Raw genomic sequence first — 21155 nt, forward strand, 5'->3', positions numbered from 1 at the left:
TCCCATGCTGATCCATTTCTGCATGTTGTTGTGCTATTTCTATGCCTTGATGTTTATTTCTAAAAAGTGATTGTAGGTCAGAGATCGTCTTCCATTTCTAAACATTTTCAAACAAAATCAAACAAATTTCAAATACTCAAAAGTAATATTAATTACATTGTACAAATTATAGTAGAGGCAAATCCCTAAAACCCACTTTTATTTTTTATATTTGCTTTTCGTAAAAATAACAATATGAGTGAAGTAATTACTACTAAAAACAAAGGGAAACATCCTAAAGGATTGTATTATTTGTTTTTCACAGAAATGTGGGAACGCTTCGGGTATTATTTAATGCTCGGAATTTTTGTATTGTACATGATTGACGCCGATAAAGGTGGTTTAGCATTTGATGATAAAAATGCTTACGACATTTTCGGAACTTTCATTGCACTTACCTATCTTACACCGTTTTTGGGTGGATTTTTAGCGGATAAAATTTTAGGTTACACTAAGGCTATTTATATAGGCGGTGCACTCATGGGGTTAGGCTATATCGGTATCGGAGCGTTTCAGGATATCACTCTATTTTATGTTTCCATGGGATGTATTATTGTGGGAAATGGTTTTTTTAAGCCGAGTATTTCCACGCTTCTGGGCAATCTTTATTCTGAAGAACAATATAAAGAAAATAAAGATGCGGGATACAATATTTTCTACATGGGAATTAATATTGGAGCATTTGTATGTAATATCATTGCGGCATTTATGCGTAATAAATTCGGCTGGAGCGAGGCGTTTATTACTGCAGGAGTAGGGATGTTCCTCGGGTTGATTATTTTTTCTTTAGGGAATAAGCATATCCGTCATGCCAATGTTCTAAAGCCGTCTCAGGAAGGAGATACTACCATTACTTCTATTTTGGTAAAAGTATTTGCCCCTGCTATTGTGGCGGGTGCTATTGGCTGGCTCATTCCTGGAAATATCTTTGGTTCTGATTCTACAGATGCCTTTATTTTCGCTTGTATTCCGGTGATTTTGTTTTATGTATCGCTGTATGTTCGTGCTAAGTCAGAAGATAAAAAGCCCATCGGTGCTTTATTGGCAATCTTTGCAGTGAGTTTAATGTTTTGGGCAGTTTTTAAACAAAATGGTACAGTACTTACCACTTGGGCAAAGTATTATACAGACAGAAGTGTCCCTGCTACTATAGAAAATCCACTGAAAAACATGTTCTTAGTAGAAGGAATTAATTATGAAACTTCAGAGGTTTCTGTGTATGATGACCAATACCAAGTAGTAAAAGAAAATGGTACTCCAGTAAAAGAACAAGGGAAGCATATCTATTTCCGAAATGTAAATGACCAACAAAAAATGGAACTAGAAGCGAACCCACAGAAGGAAGTTTATCTCTATAATACTGAACTTTTCCAGTCCATTAATCCATTCTGGGTAATAGTGCTTACTCCAGTAGTGGTAGGATTTTTTATGTATCTCCGCCGAAGAGGAAAAGAACCTACTACGCCTGCGAAAATCGTATTAGGGATGTTTATCTCCGCATTGAGTTGTATTGTTTTAGTGGCGGCTGTGGCAGCTTCAGGAAACGGAGCGGTAAAGGTTTCTGCACTTTGGCTAGTAGCAGCATATGGCGTGATTACGGTAGGAGAGCTTTGTCTATCTCCTATGGGGCTCTCTTTGGTGTCTAAACTTTCGCCACCTAGAATTACGGCACTGATGATGGGAGGATTCTTCCTTTCTACTGCCATAGGAAATAAACTTTCAGGAGTATTGGCAAGTATGTGGTACAACTATGAGGATAAGACCAATTTCTTCTGGGTGAATTTCGGACTTCTATTATTGGCTACTCTCATAGGGCTTTCCATATTGAAATCGCTGAATAGAGCACTCAAGGAAAAAGGAGTGAAATAACTAAAAAAATCGCTTAAATCATAAAGATTTAGGTGATTTTTTTTAACTTTTATACCAAATGATTTTTTTAGTTGGCAGTAGGCTTTTAGCGAATAATTAAGTCATAGTACTTTATACATCGTACATAGAAAAACTTCCGTTTTAATTCCTTGGAATAGCCCGCATTATTACACTCATCGCTAATATATTTTTCCCTATTTTTGCACAAATAATTTGATTAATGGAACTCATTCACCGTAATTTGTTGATAGGCATTAAAGATGCACTCCACGAGACTTTTTTTGAGAAAAATAAATATGCCGATAAAGTAATAGAAAGACTTTTGAAAGCCAACAAAAAATGGGGAAGCCAAGATAGAGCCATTGTCTCCGAAATTTTTTATAATATCATTCGGTGGAAAAGACGCTTAGAATACTACATGGGAGAAGGAGTAAAGCCTGATAATCTCTATAAAATGATTTTAGCGTATCTGCTTTGGTCTAAAACGAAATACAAGAAATTTGATGAACTTCAAGGGATAAAAACTGCTGATATTCTACAGAAAATAGAGAAAAAAAGTTTTCCTACGGAAGGGATAGAATATTCTATTCCTGAATGGCTCGCCGAAAGAATGAAAAGAGAACTTGGGAATCCTTGGAAAGTAGAAATGGCGGCACTGAATGAACAAGCTCATATTTACTTGAGAACAAATACACTGAAAACTACAAGAAAACAGCTGAAAGAGGAACTTTACCATGAGGGGATTTTAGCTGAAGAAGTGAAAACACACCCGCAGGCATTGGTACTTACTGAGAGGAAAAATGTATTTTTAAGTTCGGCTTTTAAAGAAGGATATTTTGAGGTTCAAGATATTGGTTCCCAGTCTATAGGAGATTTTGTGGAAGTAAAATCTGGGATGCGTGTAGTGGATGCCTGTGCAGGAGCGGGAGGCAAAACCTTACACCTTGCGGCTAAAATGGAAAATAAAGGACAAATCATTGCCTTAGATATTTTCCAATGGAAACTCTCAGAGCTGAAAAGAAGAGCTAAAAGAGCAGGTGCTCACAATATAGAAACCAGACTGATAGAAGATTCTAAAGTCATCAAAAGACTGCACGAAAAGGCAGATAGAGTACTGATAGACGCTCCATGTTCGGGAACAGGTGTACTAAAAAGAAATCCTGATAGCAAATGGAAAATAGACGAAGATTTTATCCAAAGAATTATTAGTGAACAGAAACAGATTCTTGCAGATTATTCTAAAATGGTAAAAAAAGGTGGGAAACTCATTTATGCTACTTGTTCTATTCTTCCAAGTGAAAATAGAAATCAAGTGGATGAGTTTTTGATGAATCATTCTGATTTTAAATTGGATAAAGATTGTCAGATTTTACCAAGTGGCGGTGGTGATGGATTTTATATGGCGATGATGACCAGGGTAGGGTGAAATAAACCGACTGAAAAATAAATATTTCTTTCAGAAAAATTTAGTTAGAGAAAAATCTAGTGGTTTTTATACAGACTGCAGGTTTTTTTTGGAAATAAAAATAACTTAAAATGATTGTATTAAAGTGGTATTTTTTAGTAAAAATACTGACTATTCAACTTTTTTGAAGTATTTAATTTTTTGGTATTGTTGATTTAGTATATTTATCAGGAATATTTGAATTTTCAACTAATTGATAGTCAGTTGGATAGTATAATTCGTTTTTATCGATAACTACATATATTTAACAATACCAATTTTTTTTATATGGGAGATATTGAGTGTTCAATTTGCTTCAATCTTCTGAATCTTAAGGTTATTGCCTAATCACTTTATCAAAGTATCTAAAACGATGGAAACTTATTAAATTTAATATTTTTCATCAACTCATTTAAAAATTCTAAAAAAAACAAAGAAGAATATTTTTAATTCTTTGATTAAAAAAAGGCGAATAGGGCAATTTTATTCGCCTTAATTTTTCAGAAAAAACAATAATTGTTCTTACAAAATTGCCTTTCTAATCTTGGTCAATTTTGCCAATAGTGGTTCCAATTGAGAAAGGGGAAGCATATTAGCACCATCTGAAAGTGCTTGTGCAGGATGCTCATGGGTCTCTATAAAAATACCATCTACCCCCGTAGCAATTCCTGCTTTGGCAATGGTTTCTATAAGCTCTGGTCTTCCTCCTGTTACGCCAGAATTTTGGTTGGGCTGCTGGAGAGAATGCGTTACATCTAAAATCACGGGTGCGTACTGCTGCATGGTAGGAATGCCTCTGAAATCCACAATTAAATCCGTATAACCAAAGGAGTTTCCTCGTTCAATGATGGCACATTTTTCATTTCCAGAATCTTTGATTTTTTGTACCGCAAATTGCATCGCTTCGGGTGAGAGAAATTGTCCTTTTTTTAGGGTAACCACTTTATCGGTTTTAGCAGCAGCAACCAACAAGTCGGTTTGTCTCACTAGAAAAGCGGGTATTTGTAAAACATCTACATACGCAGCAGCAAGTGCGGCATCTGTACTTTCATGAATGTCTGTAGTAGTAGGAATACCGAATTCTTGCCCTACTTTTTCAAGGATTTTCAAGGATTTTTCAATGCCAATGGTAGTAAAAGAATCTATTCTACTTCGGTTGGCTTTTTTGAAACTTCCTTTGAAGATATAAGGAATATTAAGTCGGTCTGTAATTTCAATGACTTTTTCGGCGATGCGAAGTGCCATTTCTTCTCCCTCTATGATGCAAGGTCCTGCAATGAGAAAGAAGTTATCAGAATCTTTATGATGAATATTAGAAATATGTTGTAGCATAATAATATTTGAAGTTAGAGTTTAGAAATTAGAGGTTGGAGTGTAGGCCTATAGTTTCATGCCTTCTGCTTAATTAGTTTCCTGTTACCCGAATGATGGCTTTCATGATTTGGTCTTCTTTTTCTTTAGCAAAAGTAGAATCATATGGGGTTACCACATCGAACATATTGCTGTAGAAAGGTGTGATGAGCTGTACTTCATCAGAAGAGAGATGGGCTTTTTCTACTCCCATTTGCTCTAAGTCTTTCACAAAATCATTAAATCTTTTATCAATCGGTTCTAAGGATTTTATGATATAGGCATACCCTTTATCTTTTTTGTCTATATTTTTATATGCATCAGATACGGCAGCTACTACCATAGCATATTCGGCGGCTTTTGTACGGATTTCTCTTTTAGAAAATCTTCTTCTATTTTCAGGAAGATTCATATAGAAATTGTATTCTTTTAAAATATTTTTTAGCTGAGTTTCTGCCAATTTCAGTCCTTTTTGTTCTTGTCCAGCCATGATATATCCGTTAATAATGAAACTCATAGATCTTGGGTCATCATATTTAGCGGCAGGAATTTCCTTAGAGATTTCATCTAATATTTCTATAGCTTTAGCTTTTTGTCCCATTTTTACTAGAGATTCTGCTGCTCTTCCTACGATATTTCGGTATGAATAAATATTAGAAAGTGCAGACTCATCAAAATGTACATTTGTATCTCTAAATCCACCCCACTTGAATTTTTTAATCGTGGTATAGAGTTCATTGGCATCAGTTCTACCCATTTCGCCATCCTCGCGCATCTCTGTACGGATAGGCGTAAGGCGATAATTAAATCCATCAAACTGGAGATAATCATGCAGATAGAGAGTGTTTTCTTCGCTGTAAATACCACCATTGGAAAACTGTATAGCTCTGCTCCAGTCAAAGGTAGAAAGCATATCAAAGAGGATGAGGCTGTTTTTAAACATGGTACTCGCCTGATAATGAATCACTATTTGGTCATCGGCTTTGTCCATATCTTCTGCCTTTAAGATGCCTGCCTTCACCGCATTGGCTTTATTTACAGGGATGACAAATCTAGAAACAGGAAGGAAATTGTATCTTTCGTATCGGTCTTCGCCAAAAAGCATTTTCAGCATTTCGTCTTTCTCTGGACTTTTGGTTTTCAGAAATTGAAGTGCTTGTTTTCCCGTCATTTGGTCATGCTCTATATACTTTTGAACAAAAGCAAATTTCTGTGGAGATTCTCCCTCAGCAATTTTATTATCAATAAAGTTTTTCAATGATTTCGCATCGAAAACCACTATCTGATTATTGGTTCCCTCTCGGTAATCTTCGTATTTCAGGGTAGTAGGAATGGCGGCTGCATGGTATGTTTTTCTTAAATTTTGGGCAATATTCCATGGTGTAGATACCAATTCCCAGTTCACCACTTTTACATCACTTCTAAACTCTTCTGTTTCTTGAATGGCCCAAACAGGGTAGGTGTCATTATCTCCATACACAAAGAGAATAGCGTTTTTAGGGAGCCCTACCAGAGAAGAATACGCATAGTCATACGCTGCAGTTCTTCCGCTTCTATCGTGGGCATTATAATTTTGGAAGCCCATCATGAGAGGAATTCCTAAAAGTAAAGTTCCCGCTCCTAAAGAAAGGTTTTCTTTTTTTGTCTTTTTACTAATAAATTCCATAACTGCCAAAGCACCTAGCCCCATCCAGATTCCTACGATATAAAATGAGCCTACCATCGCATAGTCTCTATCTCTTGGTTCAAAAGGTTTTACACCAGTATAGAAAATGATACCTATGCTGGTAAGGACGAAAACGCTAAGTAAGGCATAATTTCGGCTGAAATCTCTATTAGAATAAAAGAAGAAACCGATAATTCCTAAAATAAGGGGTAGGAAGTAGAACTTGGTGGTACTTGCATTGGTGTATTTTGCTGGAAGCTCATCTTGATTACCAAGGCGATAGTCATCTAAGAATGAAAAACCAGAAATCCAGTTACCTTTTGCATCGTCTTTGGCACTGTCCATATCATTTTGTTTCCCCACGAAATTCCACATGAGATACCTGATGAAATAGTAGCCTACTTGGAAGTCAATAAAATAAGTCATATTCTGAACGAAAGATGGCTTATGTACTTTGACCAGATCATACGGCTTTACATCCAGATAGTCTTGCACTTTCATATTGCCTTCTTGGAATTTCTTTTGCAATTCCTGAAAAACTTGGTTCGCTTCTTCAGAGTCGTACACATCAGGATTATCCGTATTGAGTGAAAATTCAGGAGCACCATACATGGAAATATAGTTGGCCATGACTTCCTTCTTTTCATTGAACATTCTTGGCATAAAGCTGATATGGTCAGGATGATAGACATAGTTAAATCTTTCTCCTACGGCCAAATATTTACCAGATTTTTCATCTTTTTCATATACCGTTCCTGTGGTCTTGATTTTATAGCTACCATCATCATTTCTTAATATTCCATTGTAATCTAAGTGTGCAGTATAGTTCTGCCCGTACAAGGTAGGCCAATCTCCGTACTGTTCACGATTATAATAATCTAGCATCCCGATGGCGTTATCAGGATTATTTAGGTTCATCGGTGGATTGGCATTCGCACGAATAGGAATGACAAGCCAACATGAAAATCCGATGAGCATATAGACCAATGATAAAACAGCCGTTTTGAGTAAATTATTTCTCTTTTTCTGAGCGAAACGAATGAGCCAAAAACAAAGCCCAAATAGTACGATGAATGCAATAATAGTCCCTGAATGGAATGGTAACCCAATGCCATTTACAAAGAAAATTTCTGTCTTCCCGAATACTGTCATCACCAGTGGGAATATGATTTTAAACACGAATGCCAATACGAAAAGCGTGGCAATATTCGCAATAGCAAAAGATTTCCATGTAAATGAGTACTTTCTAGCGTAATAAATAAGACAAACTGCAGGAACTGCCAGCATACACATCATGTGAACGCCCACAGAAAGCCCCAAAAGAAAGAAAATAAGCACCAGCCACCTTTCATTTCCATTTTCATCTGCTACAATGTCCCATTTGGTAATGAGCCAAAGCATAAGGGCAATGAAAAGCGATGCCATAGAATACACCTCTCCCTCTACAGCTGAATACCAAAAAGTATCTGTAAAAGCGAAGCCTAAAGCACCTATGATTCCTGCTAAAAATACAGGAAGTGGATTTTTATTTTCTTGATTTTTAAAGATGTATTGTGATGAAAGATTGGTTACTGTCCAAAATAGTAAAAGTACCGTTAAAGCACTGAAAAATGCAGACATGAGATTAATTACCAAACCATAATTTTCAGGATTTCCAAAGGCAAAAAGCCCCGCCACAGCACCTGCCAGCTGAAATAAAGCGGCACCAGGAGCATGGGTAACTTCTAATTTTACTGCCGAAGCAATGTATTCCCCTGTATCCCAAAAACTAAATTTAGATTCTGCAGTAAGTCCATAAACGGTAAAAGCAATGAGGAAAATAGCCCATCCGATGATATTATTCCACTTTTTGTATTCTAAGTTTTTCATACCTGCGAAAATACGATTTTTTATTATAAATGCTCAGTTTACAGGTTAGAGATTAGATTTTTTACTAAGATATAGTGATGTGGTTTGATTATTGTTACAATAGAGATTGTTTGCTTATACTACTTCCTTTCGGTAAGATATATTAACAAAAAAATAAAAACAAAATCACATAGAAACATCTGATGAAGATATGTCTATGTGGTTTTAAATTTGATTTATGACAATCTTAATACTTTAAAAATAGATAACGATTTTCTCTAATAAATGACAGTTCTTGTTACAATTATTACCCCTTAATTCTTATAAAACTCTATGGTTTTATCTATTGCATCGGTACAAACAGGACAAAATCCATCGGGAACATTAGATTTCATTCTACAATCTTGTACAGGGCTATAAATGCCCTTTGCGGTATATCCTCCTCCCTCAAAAACCCCTACTTCATTTTTGTATTGATCTATTCTGGGCGTAGGAATGGGCACATTTTTTTTGATTTTCTTTTTCCATTTTTGCTCAAAATTAACCAATGAGGTGATATTGGGTTCCCAAGGTTCTACAGAAAGATGATAATAATCAGAGCCGCCCATAGAAGCGTCATAGTATTCATCTGCCAAACCTACCATACCATGTCCCAACTCATGTACGAAAACCTTATCAGAAAGTACATGCCGAGAAGAAACAATATTCATTACATTATAAAAACCACCACCGCCATAGCGTTCGGTATTAACTAAGATATACACTTGGTCATAAGGAACATTGGCTGCTACATCGGCGATTTTAAAATTGGAAAAAGTAGTAAGATATCTCGGTTCACCGAAGGTGTAAAATTTGGAATCTAGCAAGGTATTTTTATAGGTATTTTCCCCTGGAATATCTGTCCCCGATTCTTGGGAAGGACTTTGTATAGCGTAAATATTAAAATCGTTCTTATATTTGGTGAAAGGCGGAATTGTAAAGAAATAATTAATCAGCCTTTGGGCATCCTCCATGAATTTAGGCATTTCTTCTAGCGTGTATCCTTCTGCAATGATGGCGATATCTACCTTATTTTTAGGGTTTCCATTATTCAAAATGGGATGGACAGGGTATTTTTTAGTTTGTTCCTTTACAATACTCATGTCCGAAGGATTTACCGCATGCTGCAAAATAGTTTCAAACAGCCCTTGGATATTTCTCTTTTGAATTTCAATGATGATTTCCCTCTTTGGAAATGGCATTTGAATAGAGTTCTCAAATGATTTTGTAATATGCTTTGCCTCATCTGTCGCTTGCCACTCTTGAAATATGGGACTAAAACCTTTGGAAAAAATAAGTTGTCTAGATGCTTTATCTTTTGCCAAGAAATGGTAGGTTCCATACGCAGGAAAAATCAATTGTCCCGAAGTGCCTCCTCCGAAATAAGGCTCTTTTTTCAGCTGATGAATCACTGCATTTTGGTGATTATGCATTCCGTAAAGCAAAAAATCTATCCTTAAACTTTCCTTCTCAAAAAAATCATCATAACTGATTTTTTGGGCGGAAAAAAATACCGTGGATAGTAAATAAATAGTGAATATTAACAGTTTATTCATGGTTTGACACAATAGAAACTTCAAATAAAATATAAAAATCGGTTATAAATTTTCTTTAATGTACTTAGTCATTTTATTGTACAGCTGAATGCGGGTATTTCCACCATAGATGCCGTGGTCTTTATCAGGATAAGTCATAAATTCAAATTGTTTATTTTTCTGAATGAGTTCTTCTGCAAACTCCACTGCGTTCTGGTAGTGTACATTATCATCTGCCGTTCCATGAATCATAAGAAAATTTCCTTTGAGCAATCCCGCATGAGTCGTTGGCGAATTCTCATCATAGCCTGATGGATTTTCCTGTGGCGTTCGCATAAATCTTTCGGTGTATATGGTGTCATAATAACGCCAATTGGTTACAGGAGCTACCGCAATGCCTAGTTTAAAGACATCTGCCCCTTTGGTCAGTGCCAAACTTGCCATATATCCTCCAAAGCTCCATCCGAAAATACCAATTCTGTCTTTGTCTATATAACTTTGTTTTCCAAGCCATTTTGCTGCGGTAATTTGGTCTTCTATTTCATATTTTCCTAAATTCATATAGGTGGCTTTTTTATATGCCGTTCCTTTATAACCTGTTCCTCTGCCATCTACACACACTACAATGTATCCTTGCTGCGTAAGATGATTGAACCAAAGCCCATTCCCACCATCCCAAGCATTTTTCACCTGCTGAGAGCCAGGTCCAGAGTACTGGAACATCAGTACGGGATATTTTTTATTTGGGTCAAAATTTTTTGGTTTTAGGATATAAGCATTCATCTCATCTCCCACCGCATTGGGTATGGTAAAAAATTCTTTATTCACCATCCCATCGGCTTTTAATTGGGTAAGTAATTCATCGTTATTTCTTAGCATTTGGACTTGTTTCCCATCGTTATTTTTTAGTACGAAAGTGTTGGGTTTTTTAGCCGAAGAATGTGTTTCTATAAAATAAGAAAAATTCTGAGAAAAATTTGCGGAATAAGTTCCTTCCGTTCCAGAAAGCAAAGTGGATTTTCCATTTTTCAAATTGACTTTCGCAATCACTCTATTGATGCTCCCCTGCTGCGTGGTTTGTAAGTAAATACTATTCCTTTTGGCGTCAAATCCATAGTAATCCGTTACTTGCCAGTTGCCTTTAGTAACTTGTTTTAGGAGTTTTCCGTCTTTGTTGTAGTGGTAAATATGCCTATTTCCATCTCTTTCACTTGCCCATAGGAATGAATTATCAGGTAAAAAAGCAATGGTAGCATCATCATTATCTATCCATTTACTATCTGTTTCTGTAAAAAGTTTTTTTACCGCACCGTTTTGGGTATTGATTTTCAATACATCGGATGCATTTTGAATTCTTTCCGAAGTTACTAAAATCACCTCATCGTTCCCATTGGTCTGAAATACATTGGGGATATAGTAATTCTTAAACTGAGAAAGGTCTATTTTCTGTAAATTACCACTTGCCAACTGATAGAGATGTGCAGAAACTACAGAGTTTTTTTCTCCTGCCTTAGGGTACTTAAATCGCATTTCTGTAGGATATAGATTTTTCCCATAAATAGGAATGCGTACTTCTGGAACTTCAGATTCATCAAAACGAACAAAAACCAATGCGTCAGAATTCTTATTCCAATCAAACATTCGGGCATGCCCAAACTCCTCTTCGTACACCCAATCTGCAAGTCCATTAATGATTTTATTTTTCTCGCCATCGTTGGTAATTTGTACCACTTTATGGTTTTCTAAATCCTGATAGTACAAATTGTTTCCTGCTACAAAAGCCACTTTTTTACCATCGGGAGAGAATTTAGGTTCTTGAACGAAATGAGCTCCATACAGCTGCGTAGTTTTTCCTGTAACCAAATCTAATATTTCAAATTTGCCGAGGTAAGAATGTCTATACACCTTCTCACTTTTCTTTCTCAAAAGGACTTTAGACTCATCATCAGAAAAGGTATAACCTTCAAATGAACCTTTAACGATAACTCCTATCTTAGTAGAATTCTTATAGGCATACTTTGCTATACCTTCTTTTTCTAAAACCGTGTAATGTTCCCCATCCCTTAATGAGGATATCCCTGCTATTCCTTTGGCTTTATATGCACCTGTGTAGATTTTTTCTACAGTAATTTCCTGACCATAGGCGGAAAAACCTAAAACAAACATCCATGCCACTACGGCAGATTTCCTTATCACTTTCATTTTCAAATACAATTATGGGCTAAATATACTATTTTTAAGACGATGTCTAAACTTTATGATAATAAAAATGCTACAAGCAGGGAAACTGTTGGCGTATGGTGATTAGCTTATAGCAATTAACCTTATAATGTTTTAGTTTTCTAACTTCCAATTTCTAAAAATCTTTGTACACAATACAATCAGACAAGTAGCCATACGCCAAAAGTCTTTATACATTATACTTTGTACATCGTACAATTTCTAATCTCTAACTTCTAATTTCTAAAAGTCTTTGCACATTGTACAATTTCGTGCATCAAGCTATTTTCATATTATCAATCAGTCTAACGCCTTCTAAATGAGCTACCAAAAATGCTCTGTAAGATAAGTTTGGGAGAATCTCAGTAGCTGTGCGAAGCGTCTTATCATCAGCAATAACAAAATATTCTAATTCAAAATCAGGATGTTTACTGAAAATCTCTTTTACTCTATTTTCTATTTCCGAAACACTCATTGTCTTGCTCCAATGGCGTATTTCATTTAATGTCTCATAAATCAGTACGGCATCTTTTTTCCCTTTTTCACTCAATCTGAGATTTCGGGAACTCATCGCCAATCCATTTTCCTCACGCATGGTAGGCACCGAATGAATAGCTATGGAAAGGCTTTTCAATTCTACTAATTTTCTAATTACCGCTACCTGCTGATAATCTTTCTCCCCAAAATAGGCATTATCAGGCTGCACTTGACTAAAAAGCACCTCCACTACCGTGGCTACGCCTTGGAAATGTCCAGGTCTAAATTTCCCCTCCATCAGTGTTTCTATTTCCCCTAATTCATAATGATTACTCTTGGTGCCATTAGGATACAAATCCTTTTCTTTAGGCAAGTAAAGTGCATCTACCAAGCCCGACTGTGTTAGTTTTTCTATATCTTGAACGATGGTGTTCGGGTACTTTTCAAAGTCTTCTTGATTATTAAACTGCGTGGGATTTACGAAGATAGAAGAAATTACAATGTCATTTTCAGGTCTTGCAGCTTGGTAGAGAGAAATATGCCCTTCATGTAAAGCTCCCATGGTAGGTGCAAAACCAATGGTTTTATTCTGTTTTTTACAGTTTTCAATGTATTCTTTGAGCACTTCGTAGTTGTCTAATACCCTCATTTTTGTACTATTTTTCGCCAAAATTAGAATAAAACCACGGAATAGGAAAATCAAAAGCAAAATCCTATCAATAAAGTAAATTAAAAGCAGATGCTGGCTACCCCGAAGTACGAAAAAAGTGAGTAACCCAAAAGCAGGCGAGCTTTTTATTAAAAATTTTGTATTCAAAAATAAAAATAATACATTCGCAGAGATAAAAATGAATAAAAAGAATACTTTACTAAATACTCTTACTTTTTAATTTAAAAATCTATGAAATCAAATTTCACTTTTATTATTATTTTATTCGGATTATTTCTGAATGCTCAAACCCCAAAAATATCAGGAAGTATATTTTTTCCACCACCAAAATATACCGCTGATACATTAGAAAAATCGGTACTCAATGTGTATTACGATACTTCTTTTGTAAAGAATACTAAAAATTCTAACAAGAAAACGAATACCATTATTGCTCTCAATATTGGTAAAAATTATACTCAATTTTTGGAAGTTAAGCAACAAAAAACGGATTCTCTGGATGCTTTATACAGTAAAAAAAATAAACAAATTACCGCCAAAGAATTTAATGAATTTTTTGCTGTAGCACCACAGTGGAAATATTTTGTCCTAAAAAATAGAATAAAAAACAATGTTTTACTTCAAGGAAGAATAAAACAAACCTTCCAGTATGAAGAAGAAATACCTACAATAGAATGGAAAACTACCACTGAAAAGAAAGAAATATTAGGTTATCAATGTACAAAAGCTACTACGAAATTCAGAGGAAGAAACTATACCGCTTGGTACACTACGGACATACCGTTTAGTGAAGGTCCTTATCTTTTGGGCAATTTACCTGGACTTATTTTAGAATTGTACGATGATAAAAATCATTATTCGTTCACAGCAATAGCCGTTGATACTCAACCAAAGGATATTTACCTAAAAACCAATGATATTATTATAACATCAAGGGAGAAATTTCGCACTGCCGAAAAATCATATCATCAAAACCCTTCTTTTTCAACACCAGAAGCCTACAATAAAGATGGTTCTACAATACGATTAAAGGAAAGACCGTATAATCCCATAGAACTCAAATAATACCATCCTCACAATATAGTGAGGATTTTTTCATCTCCTCAAAAAATTGTAAATTGCCGTCAAATTTTTTCTAAAATTAATTTATTCTATACAATGAAAATAGGAATCATAGGGTCGGGGACCATGGGGATAGGAATTGCCCAAGTGGCTGCCACGGCGATGTGTGAAGTGGTGGTTTATGATGTGAATGCTGCCCAAACAGAAAAATCTTTGGTAGCACTTCAAAAAACACTTGCCAAGCTTACCGAAAAAGGTAAAATCTCTTCCGATGAAGCTACAGCCATTTTGGGAAGAATAAAAAAATCAGCTTCTTTTGAGGAATTCAAAGATTGTGATTTGGTCATCGAAGCTATTGTAGAAAACAAAGAAATTAAAACTAAGGTTTTTAGTGAATTAGAAAAATTCGTTTCCAGAGATTGTATCATTGGTTCTAATACTTCCTCTATTTCCATTACCTCACTTTCGGCAGAGCTTCAGTGTCCTGAGCGGTTTGTGGGAATTCATTTCTTTAATCCTGCTCCTTTGATGCCTTTGGTAGAGGTAATTCCAGGACTTCTGACCGAGTCAGCATTGCCTCAGAAAATCTACGATTTAATGAAATCTTGGGGTAAAACGCCTGTGATTGCTAAGGATATTCCTGGCTTTATCGTGAATAGAATTGCAAGGCCTTACTATGGTGAAGCACTCAGAATAGTGGAAGAAAACATCGCTACGCCTGAACAAGTGGATGATGCCATGCGGACTTTAGGAAATTTTAAAATGGGTCCTTTTGAACTGATGGATTTGATTGGTGTAGATGTTAATTTTGCCGTTACTACTACAGTATATAAAGACTATTTCTATGATGCGAAGTACAAACCCTCCCTGCTCCAGCAAAGAATGAGCGAAGCCAAATTACATGGCAGAAAAACCGGCAAAGGATTTTATTCGTATGCTGAAAATGCTGAAAAACCCATCCCCGAAAAAGATGATGTGCTTTATAAAACCATTTTTTTAAGAATTATTTCCATGCTTATCAATGAGGCGGTGGAAGCCAAGAGACTGCGTATCGCTACGGATGAAGATTTGGAACTCGCCATGCAGAAAGGCGTGAACTATCCGAAGGGATTATTAGCTTGGGGAGAGGAATTGGGTTATGCCACTATTTCCCAAACTTTACAAAACCTTTATAGCGAATATCAGGAAGAACGCTACAGAAAAAGTCCTCTTTTAACTCAATTAGCACAATCATGACGCCAAAGGAACTTGCACAATACATGCTGAACCAAGACGCTTTTTCCCAATGGCTAGGCATACAGCTTATCGAAGTCCGAGAAAAATACTGTTTGATTGAAATGCCCATCCGAAAGGAGATGATTAACGGACTGAAAACAGTTCACGGAGGCGTTACTTTTTCTTTGGCAGATAGTGCTTTGGCATTTTCTTCTAATAATACCAATGAAGCTGCGGTGGCATTGAATTGTATTATCAATTTCGCTAAAGCTGTACGGCTGGGAGACACGCTTCGTGCCGAAAGTATTTTGATTGCAGACACCCGAAAAACAGGCATCTACGACATTACAGTCAAAAACCAAAACGATGAACTTGTTGCCTCATTTCGTGGAACGGTTTATAAAATCAATAGGACAGTAACGGAGCTGTGAAAGATGAAAAAAAAAATAAAAAGTTAAAGAGTTATTATGTAACAAGGTAAAAAAAGTCATTGTACTTTATACTTTGTACATTATACAATTTCTCATTTCTAATAAAAAAACAATGAAAAAACTAAAAAACTATATTGCGGGCCGTTGGATAGAAGGTTCTGGAGAAGGAATCCCATTATACAACGCGGTGAATGGTGAACTGGTAACCTTATCAGATACCCATGGTCTTAACTACGAAGAAGCTCTCCATTACGGTAGAACCATAGGCTACAAAAACCTTTCCTCTATGACTTTCTATGACCGTGGGGAGATGCTGAAAAAAGTAGCTCTTTACCTTCTCGAGAGAAAGAAAAAATATTATGAGCTCTCTTATAAAACGGGGGCTACACATATAGATTCTTGGGTGGATATTGAGGGTGGATTCGGGACATTTTTCACCTATTCGGGATTGGCTAAAAGAATGCTTCCTAATACCCCTTTCTGGGTAGATGGCGATGTACAAAAAATTTCTGCTAATGGAACACATCTCGGGACCCATATTCTCACCCCAAGTGAGGGCGTTTCGGTACAAATTAACGCCTATAACTTCCCTGTCTGGGGAATGTTAGAAAAGCTCTCTACTTCGCTATTAGCAGGTGTTCCAAGTATTGTGAAACCCGCCGTACCGAGTTCTTACCTCACTCATGCCGTATTCCAAGATATGATAGAAAGCGGTATTTTACCTGAGGGGGCTGTGCAGCTGGTTTGCGGAGAGCCAGGAAATATTTTAGATTTCGTGCAAGATGGAGATTCTGTAGTATTTACGGGTTCGGCGGCTACAGGAAGAAAACTGAAATCCTTACCTTCTATTTCCCAAAATGCTGTACGATTCAATATGGAAGCGGACTCGCTCAACTGCTCTATTTTAGGACTGGATGCCAAGCCAGGAACGCCAGAGTTTGATTTGTTCATTAAGGAAGTTCGAAATGAAATGACAACTAAGGCAGGGCAAAAGTGTACCGCCATCCGAAGAATCATTGTTCCCGAACACCTCGTGGGAGATGTTCAGCATGCACTTTCCAAAGCATTGGATGCCACTAAAATAGGAAATCCGCTCAGCCGAGAGACCAGAATGGGGGCTATTGTAGGGAAGAAAGAATTGGAAGTTTTGAAAGGAAAAATTGCCCAGCTTCAATCGGAGACTGATTTGATTTACGATGGTCAGCACACCTTGGTGGAAGCCGACTACGAAAACGGGGCTTTCATCACCCCAAAATTATTCTACAACGAAAAACCTTTTGATATCCTAGCCTCCCATGAGGTGGAAGCCTTCGGACCTGTATCTACTCTTATGCCTTATAAAGATGCCGATGAGGCTGCCGCTTTAGCTAAAAAAGGAAAAGGAAGTTTGGTAGGGTCTATTGTTTCTCATGACGATGCCTTTATTGCAGAAGCATCTTGGAAGATGGCGTCTTCTCATGGTAGAATTTTCGTTTTGAATAGAGATAATGCCAAAGAATCTACGGGGCACGGCTCACCGCTTCCTACCTTAATGCACGGAGGACCGGGAAGAGCAGGAGGTGGAGAAGAAATGGGCGGACTGAATGGCTTACATTTCTTCCTACAAAAAACCGCCATACAAGGCTCACCTGATGTACTTACGGCAATTACAAAAGTCTATACCCAAGGGGCAGAAAAAAAATACAGCGATAAACATCCTTTCCAAAAATATTTCGAGGAAATAGAAATAGGGGATGCATTAGAAACGGCAGGAAGAACCGTTACTGAGGCAGATATTGTCAATTTCTCCAATGTTTCTTGGGATCATTTCTATGCTCATACTGATGCTACTTCGCTCAACGAAACTATTTTTGATAAAGTGGTAGCACATGGCTATTTCATTTTGTCGGCAGCGGCAGGACTTTTTGTTTCAGGAAAAAAAGGACCTGTAATTGCCAATTATGGTTTGGAAAATTGCAGCTTCTTTAAGCCTGTTTATGCGGGAGACACCATTACAGTTTATCTCACGGCAAAAGAGAAAATCAATCGTGGAGTAAAAGGAAGAAATATCCCAAGTGGTGTGGTGAAATGGCTGGTAGAAGTGGTAAACCAAAGGGAAGAGGTGGTATGTGTAGCCACTATTCTTACATTGGTAGCCAAACAATCGCCTTTTATCCCGTTGCGTAAAAAAGAGATTCAAAAAGCCCTCAATGCCCTTACAGAAAATACCGAAAGAAAATTCGGAAAAATGACACCGCAAATGATGGTAGAGCATGTGGAGGAAGTTTTGAGGATAGGAATTGAAGGTTCAAAGCTCACACCTGCTGTAGATGAAGCAGAACAGGAAAAAATGAAAGATTGGCTTTATACCTATCAGAAAATACAGCAGGGCATCTCTTACCCTAAACTGAAAGAAGGAGAACTACCCGAGTTGAGATTTAAAAATTTAGACCAAGCCAAAGAGGCACTCATGCAAACGGTTCATGAATTTATTATTTTCTATAAAGAAAATCCTTTGGCGGAGCGAAATCATGCTAAATTTGGGCTACTGAACAAAGAAATGTGGGAAATATTCCAAAGAAAACATATCACGCATCATTTCGAGCAGTTTGGCATCTTTTGACATATATAAAGTACAATATAAAGTATAAAGTACAAAGTATAATGTATAAAGGTTTATGAAGGAAATTTTGTTCAAACATAATGGAAATTTCACGCAAACCCGATAGCGTTTTTTAAATCATTTAATTTTTAAATCATTTAATCTAAAATGAAAGAAGCATTTGTAACATCAGAAATTAAGAATCATATTGCTCATATTACTTTTGGTACTCCAAAGAGTAATTCATTGCCTGGGCATATTTTGGAAAAGTTGGCACAAACCATCTTAGATGAAAGTGCAAAAGCAGAAGTGAAAGCCCTCCTTATTCGTTCAGAAGGAGAAAAGGCTTTTTGTGCAGGAGCGAGTTTTGACGAACTTTTAGAAATAGAAGAAATAGAGACTTCCAAAAAATTTTTCGGAGGCTTTGCTAAAGTGCTGAACGCGATGCGTACCTGTGGAAAAATAGTAGTAGTAAGGGTACAAGGAAAAACTACAGGAGGCGGAGTAGGTATTGCTTGTGGAGCGGATTATTGTTTCGCTACCAAAGACGCTGCATTAGCACTCACTGAAATCAATCTCGGTATTGGTCCGTTCGTCATTGGTCCATTTGTGGAAAGAAAAATAGGTAAATCTCAGTTTGCTGCCATGGCCATAGATGCAGATTTTAGAACGGCAGCGTGGGCGGTAGAACATAATATCTATCATTCCGTTTCAGATTCCATAGCGGAAATGGACGGTGCGTTAGACGCGTTCTTAGAAAAGCTTTCTACCCGAAGTGAAGAAGCACTTGCATTGATTAAAAAGATATCTTGGGAAGGTACAGACCATTTTTCTGAGCTCATGCCTGAACGCATTTTCATGAGTGCGAGTCTTATTTTAGAAGACTCTGCCAAGAGAAATATTAACGCGATTAAAGAAAAATTAAGAGCGAAATAAACCCACAAAAGGCTGTCTGCAAAAGGCAGCCTTTGTTCATTTATTAATTCCCTCACCTCTCCACCCCGTATCTATTCTGCCAATCTCCAATCCTAAATTTCAATTAATTTCACTAAATTTGCACAAACCAATGAAATGAGCAAAAAGAACACAAAATACATCTTTGTTACAGGTGGAGTAACTTCCTCTTTAGGGAAAGGAATAGTATCCGCTTCGTTAGGGCTTCTTTTAAAATCAAGAGGATTTAATGTAACCATCCAAAAATTAGATCCTTATATCAATATAGACCCCGGAACGCTCAATCCTTATGAACATGGAGAGTGCTATGTTACCGAAGACGGTGCCGAAACCGATTTGGACTTAGGACATTATGAAAGATTCCTCAATGCTCCCACTTCACAGAATAATAATGTAACTACAGGGCGTATTTATCAAACGGTTATTGAGAAAGAAAGAAAAGGGGATTTCCTTGGGAAAACGGTACAAGTAATTCCGCACATTACCAATGAAATCAAAAGAAGAATAAAGATATTGGCGAAAGAAGACTATGACATCATTATCACGGAAATAGGTGGTACGGTGGGCGATATAGAATCTTTGCCATATATAGAGTCTGTAAGACAGCTCAAATGGGAATTAGGAGAAAATAATTCCATGGTGATTCACCTTACACTGCTCCCTTACCTTGCGGCAAGTGGAGAACTGAAAACTAAGCCTTCCCAACATTCAGTAAGGCAGCTCATGGAAAGCGGAATACAAGCCGATGTTTTAGTATGCCGTACAGAACACGAAATTCCGAAAGACCAAAGAGCAAAATTGGCACAGTTCTGTAATGTTCCTTTAGAAAATGTTATAGAGTGCATGGATGCGGATACCATCTATCAAGTGCCATTGGAACTTCAAAAACAAAAGTTTGATGAAGTAGTGCTTAAAGAATTAGACTTACCTGTTCATAAGACAGCAGATTTAAAAGATTGGAAAACATTTTTAACCAAGTACAAAAACCCTAAAAAAACGGTAAACATTGCACTGGTAGGGAAATATGTATCACTTCAAGATTCTTATAAATCCATCGTAGAAGCCTTCATTCACGCAGGTGCTCATCTAGAAACCGAAGTGAAAATTAGCTGGGTGTATAGTGGAGATTTAGCAGCGGATAACCTTGAAAAAACTTTTAAAGAAGTAGATGGTATTCTCATTGCTCCAGGTTTCGGAGATAGAGGAATAGAAGGTAAGGTTCTTGCTGCTCAGTACGCCAGAGAAAACGGTATTCCACTCCTCGGAATTTGTCTGGGGATGCAAATCATGACCATAGAGTTTGCTCGTAATGTACTGGGAATGAAAGATGCCAATTCTATGGAATTTGATGTAAATACTTCCGAACCTGTAATTTCCATTATGGAAGACCAAAAAAATGTAGTGGAAAAAGGAGGAACCATGCGTTTGGGAGCTTGGAAATGCACTTTGAGACCCGAATCTAAATTGGCAAAAATCTATGCTTCCCAAGACATCTCTGAAAGACATAGACATCGTTATGAGTTTAACTCTGAATACCAAGAAGTTTTTGAACAAAATGGCATGATGACTTCAGGTTTTAATCCTGATACCAAGCTGGTGGAAACCATAGAGCTAAAAAATCATCCTTTCTTCGTAGGTGTGCAGTATCACCCAGAATACAAGAGTACGGTAGAAAATCCGCACCCGCTTTTTAAAGAACTCATTCGTCAATGTTCTGAAAAGAAAAAATAATTTAAAATTTAGTATAAACTACAA

At 36.8% G+C, this 21155-nt stretch carries 13 protein-coding genes; 8 read left to right on the forward strand and 5 right to left on the reverse strand.

Annotation, left to right across the window (positions count from 1 at the left end; translation table 11 throughout):
* The first annotated feature begins 234 nt into the window (after window positions 1–234).
* Window positions 235–1908, forward strand: a complete 1674-nt coding sequence (locus tag HMPREF9699_RS04080; RefSeq protein WP_002662635.1) for a peptide MFS transporter — start codon at window positions 235–237, stop codon at window positions 1906–1908.
* A gap of 220 nt (window positions 1909–2128) precedes the next feature.
* On the forward strand, window positions 2129–3334 hold the full coding sequence (locus HMPREF9699_RS04085; RefSeq protein WP_002662637.1) for an RsmB/NOP family class I SAM-dependent RNA methyltransferase: 1206 nt from the start codon (window positions 2129–2131) through the stop codon (window positions 3332–3334).
* Between the two features lie 540 nt (window positions 3335–3874).
* Here the strand turns inward: HMPREF9699_RS04085 and kdsA are convergent.
* The 5 genes from kdsA to panC all read right to left on the reverse strand — a co-directional run bounded on the left by kdsA (window position 3875) and on the right by panC (window position 13136).
* Entirely contained in the window at window positions 3875–4684 is an 810-nt protein-coding gene (kdsA, locus tag HMPREF9699_RS04090; protein WP_002662638.1) for a 3-deoxy-8-phosphooctulonate synthase, read from the reverse strand.
* A 73-nt stretch (window positions 4685–4757) separates the two neighbouring features.
* Window positions 4758–8237, reverse strand: a complete 3480-nt coding sequence (locus tag HMPREF9699_RS04095) for a glycosyltransferase family 117 protein (RefSeq protein ID WP_002662640.1) — start codon at window positions 8235–8237, stop codon at window positions 4758–4760.
* 293 nt (window positions 8238–8530) lie between these two features.
* Complete coding sequence (locus tag HMPREF9699_RS04100) at window positions 8531–9811, reverse strand: M64 family metallopeptidase (protein ID WP_002662642.1); 1281 nt, start codon at window positions 9809–9811, stop codon at window positions 8531–8533.
* 42 nt (window positions 9812–9853) lie between these two features.
* Entirely contained in the window at window positions 9854–11992 is a 2139-nt protein-coding gene (locus HMPREF9699_RS04105) for a S9 family peptidase (protein WP_002662643.1), read from the reverse strand.
* Window positions 11993–12287: 295 nt separating this feature from the next.
* Window positions 12288–13136 (reverse strand): pantoate--beta-alanine ligase, encoded by an 849-nt coding sequence (gene panC, locus HMPREF9699_RS04110; protein WP_002662645.1) that lies wholly within the window; start codon window positions 13134–13136, stop codon window positions 12288–12290.
* 252 nt (window positions 13137–13388) lie between these two features.
* Here panC and HMPREF9699_RS04115 point away from each other — a divergent pair, with 252 nt between their 5' ends.
* The 6 genes from HMPREF9699_RS04115 to HMPREF9699_RS04140 all read left to right on the forward strand — a co-directional run bounded on the left by HMPREF9699_RS04115 (window position 13389) and on the right by HMPREF9699_RS04140 (window position 21131).
* Window positions 13389–14222 carry a GLPGLI family protein gene (locus HMPREF9699_RS04115; RefSeq protein ID WP_002662647.1) on the forward strand — a complete coding sequence of 278 codons (834 nt, stop codon included), beginning with the start codon at window positions 13389–13391 and terminating at the stop codon, window positions 14220–14222.
* A 93-nt stretch (window positions 14223–14315) separates the two neighbouring features.
* Window positions 14316–15455: a 3-hydroxyacyl-CoA dehydrogenase NAD-binding domain-containing protein gene (locus HMPREF9699_RS04120; RefSeq protein WP_002662649.1), complete on the forward strand. Its 1140-nt coding sequence runs from the start codon at window positions 14316–14318 to the stop codon at window positions 15453–15455.
* A complete protein-coding gene (locus HMPREF9699_RS04125) occupies window positions 15452–15865 on the forward strand; it encodes a PaaI family thioesterase (protein WP_002662651.1) in 414 nt (137 codons plus the stop codon). Before HMPREF9699_RS04120 ends, HMPREF9699_RS04125 begins: the two co-directional genes overlap by 4 nt.
* 112 nt (window positions 15866–15977) lie before the next feature.
* Complete coding sequence (gene paaZ, locus HMPREF9699_RS04130; protein WP_002662653.1) at window positions 15978–18467, forward strand: phenylacetic acid degradation bifunctional protein PaaZ; 2490 nt, start codon at window positions 15978–15980, stop codon at window positions 18465–18467.
* 147 nt (window positions 18468–18614) lie between these two features.
* Complete coding sequence (locus tag HMPREF9699_RS04135; RefSeq protein ID WP_002662655.1) at window positions 18615–19382, forward strand: enoyl-CoA hydratase/isomerase family protein; 768 nt, start codon at window positions 18615–18617, stop codon at window positions 19380–19382.
* Window positions 19383–19517: 135 nt separating this feature from the next.
* The gene (locus tag HMPREF9699_RS04140; protein ID WP_002662657.1) at window positions 19518–21131 is read left to right on the forward strand and encodes a CTP synthase; all 1614 of its coding nucleotides are present in this window, start codon (window positions 19518–19520) and stop codon (window positions 21129–21131) included.
* Window positions 21132–21155 lie beyond the last annotated feature (24 nt).

Origin of the sequence: Bergeyella zoohelcum ATCC 43767, assembly GCF_000301075.1 — a bacterium.
GTDB classification, from domain to species: Bacteria; Bacteroidota; Bacteroidia; order Flavobacteriales; family Weeksellaceae; genus Bergeyella; species Bergeyella zoohelcum.

Coding starts and splice junctions, on each gene's coding strand:
- HMPREF9699_RS04080 (WP_002662635.1), top strand. CDS start 235: ATGAGTGAAGTAATTACTACTAAAAACAAAGGGAAACATCCTAAAGGA.
- HMPREF9699_RS04085 (WP_002662637.1), top strand. CDS start 2,129: ATGGAACTCATTCACCGTAATTTGTTGATAGGCATTAAAGATGCACTC.
- kdsA (WP_002662638.1), bottom strand. CDS start 4,684: ATGCTACAACATATTTCTAATATTCATCATAAAGATTCTGATAACTTC.
- HMPREF9699_RS04095 (WP_002662640.1), bottom strand. CDS start 8,237: ATGAAAAACTTAGAATACAAAAAGTGGAATAATATCATCGGATGGGCT.
- HMPREF9699_RS04100 (WP_002662642.1), bottom strand. CDS start 9,811: ATGAATAAACTGTTAATATTCACTATTTATTTACTATCCACGGTATTT.
- HMPREF9699_RS04105 (WP_002662643.1), bottom strand. CDS start 11,992: ATGAAAGTGATAAGGAAATCTGCCGTAGTGGCATGGATGTTTGTTTTA.
- panC (WP_002662645.1), bottom strand. CDS start 13,136: ATGAGGGTATTAGACAACTACGAAGTGCTCAAAGAATACATTGAAAAC.
- HMPREF9699_RS04115 (WP_002662647.1), top strand. CDS start 13,389: ATGAAATCAAATTTCACTTTTATTATTATTTTATTCGGATTATTTCTG.
- HMPREF9699_RS04120 (WP_002662649.1), top strand. CDS start 14,316: ATGAAAATAGGAATCATAGGGTCGGGGACCATGGGGATAGGAATTGCC.
- HMPREF9699_RS04125 (WP_002662651.1), top strand. CDS start 15,452: ATGACGCCAAAGGAACTTGCACAATACATGCTGAACCAAGACGCTTTT.
- paaZ (WP_002662653.1), top strand. CDS start 15,978: ATGAAAAAACTAAAAAACTATATTGCGGGCCGTTGGATAGAAGGTTCT.
- HMPREF9699_RS04135 (WP_002662655.1), top strand. CDS start 18,615: ATGAAAGAAGCATTTGTAACATCAGAAATTAAGAATCATATTGCTCAT.
- HMPREF9699_RS04140 (WP_002662657.1), top strand. CDS start 19,518: ATGAGCAAAAAGAACACAAAATACATCTTTGTTACAGGTGGAGTAACT.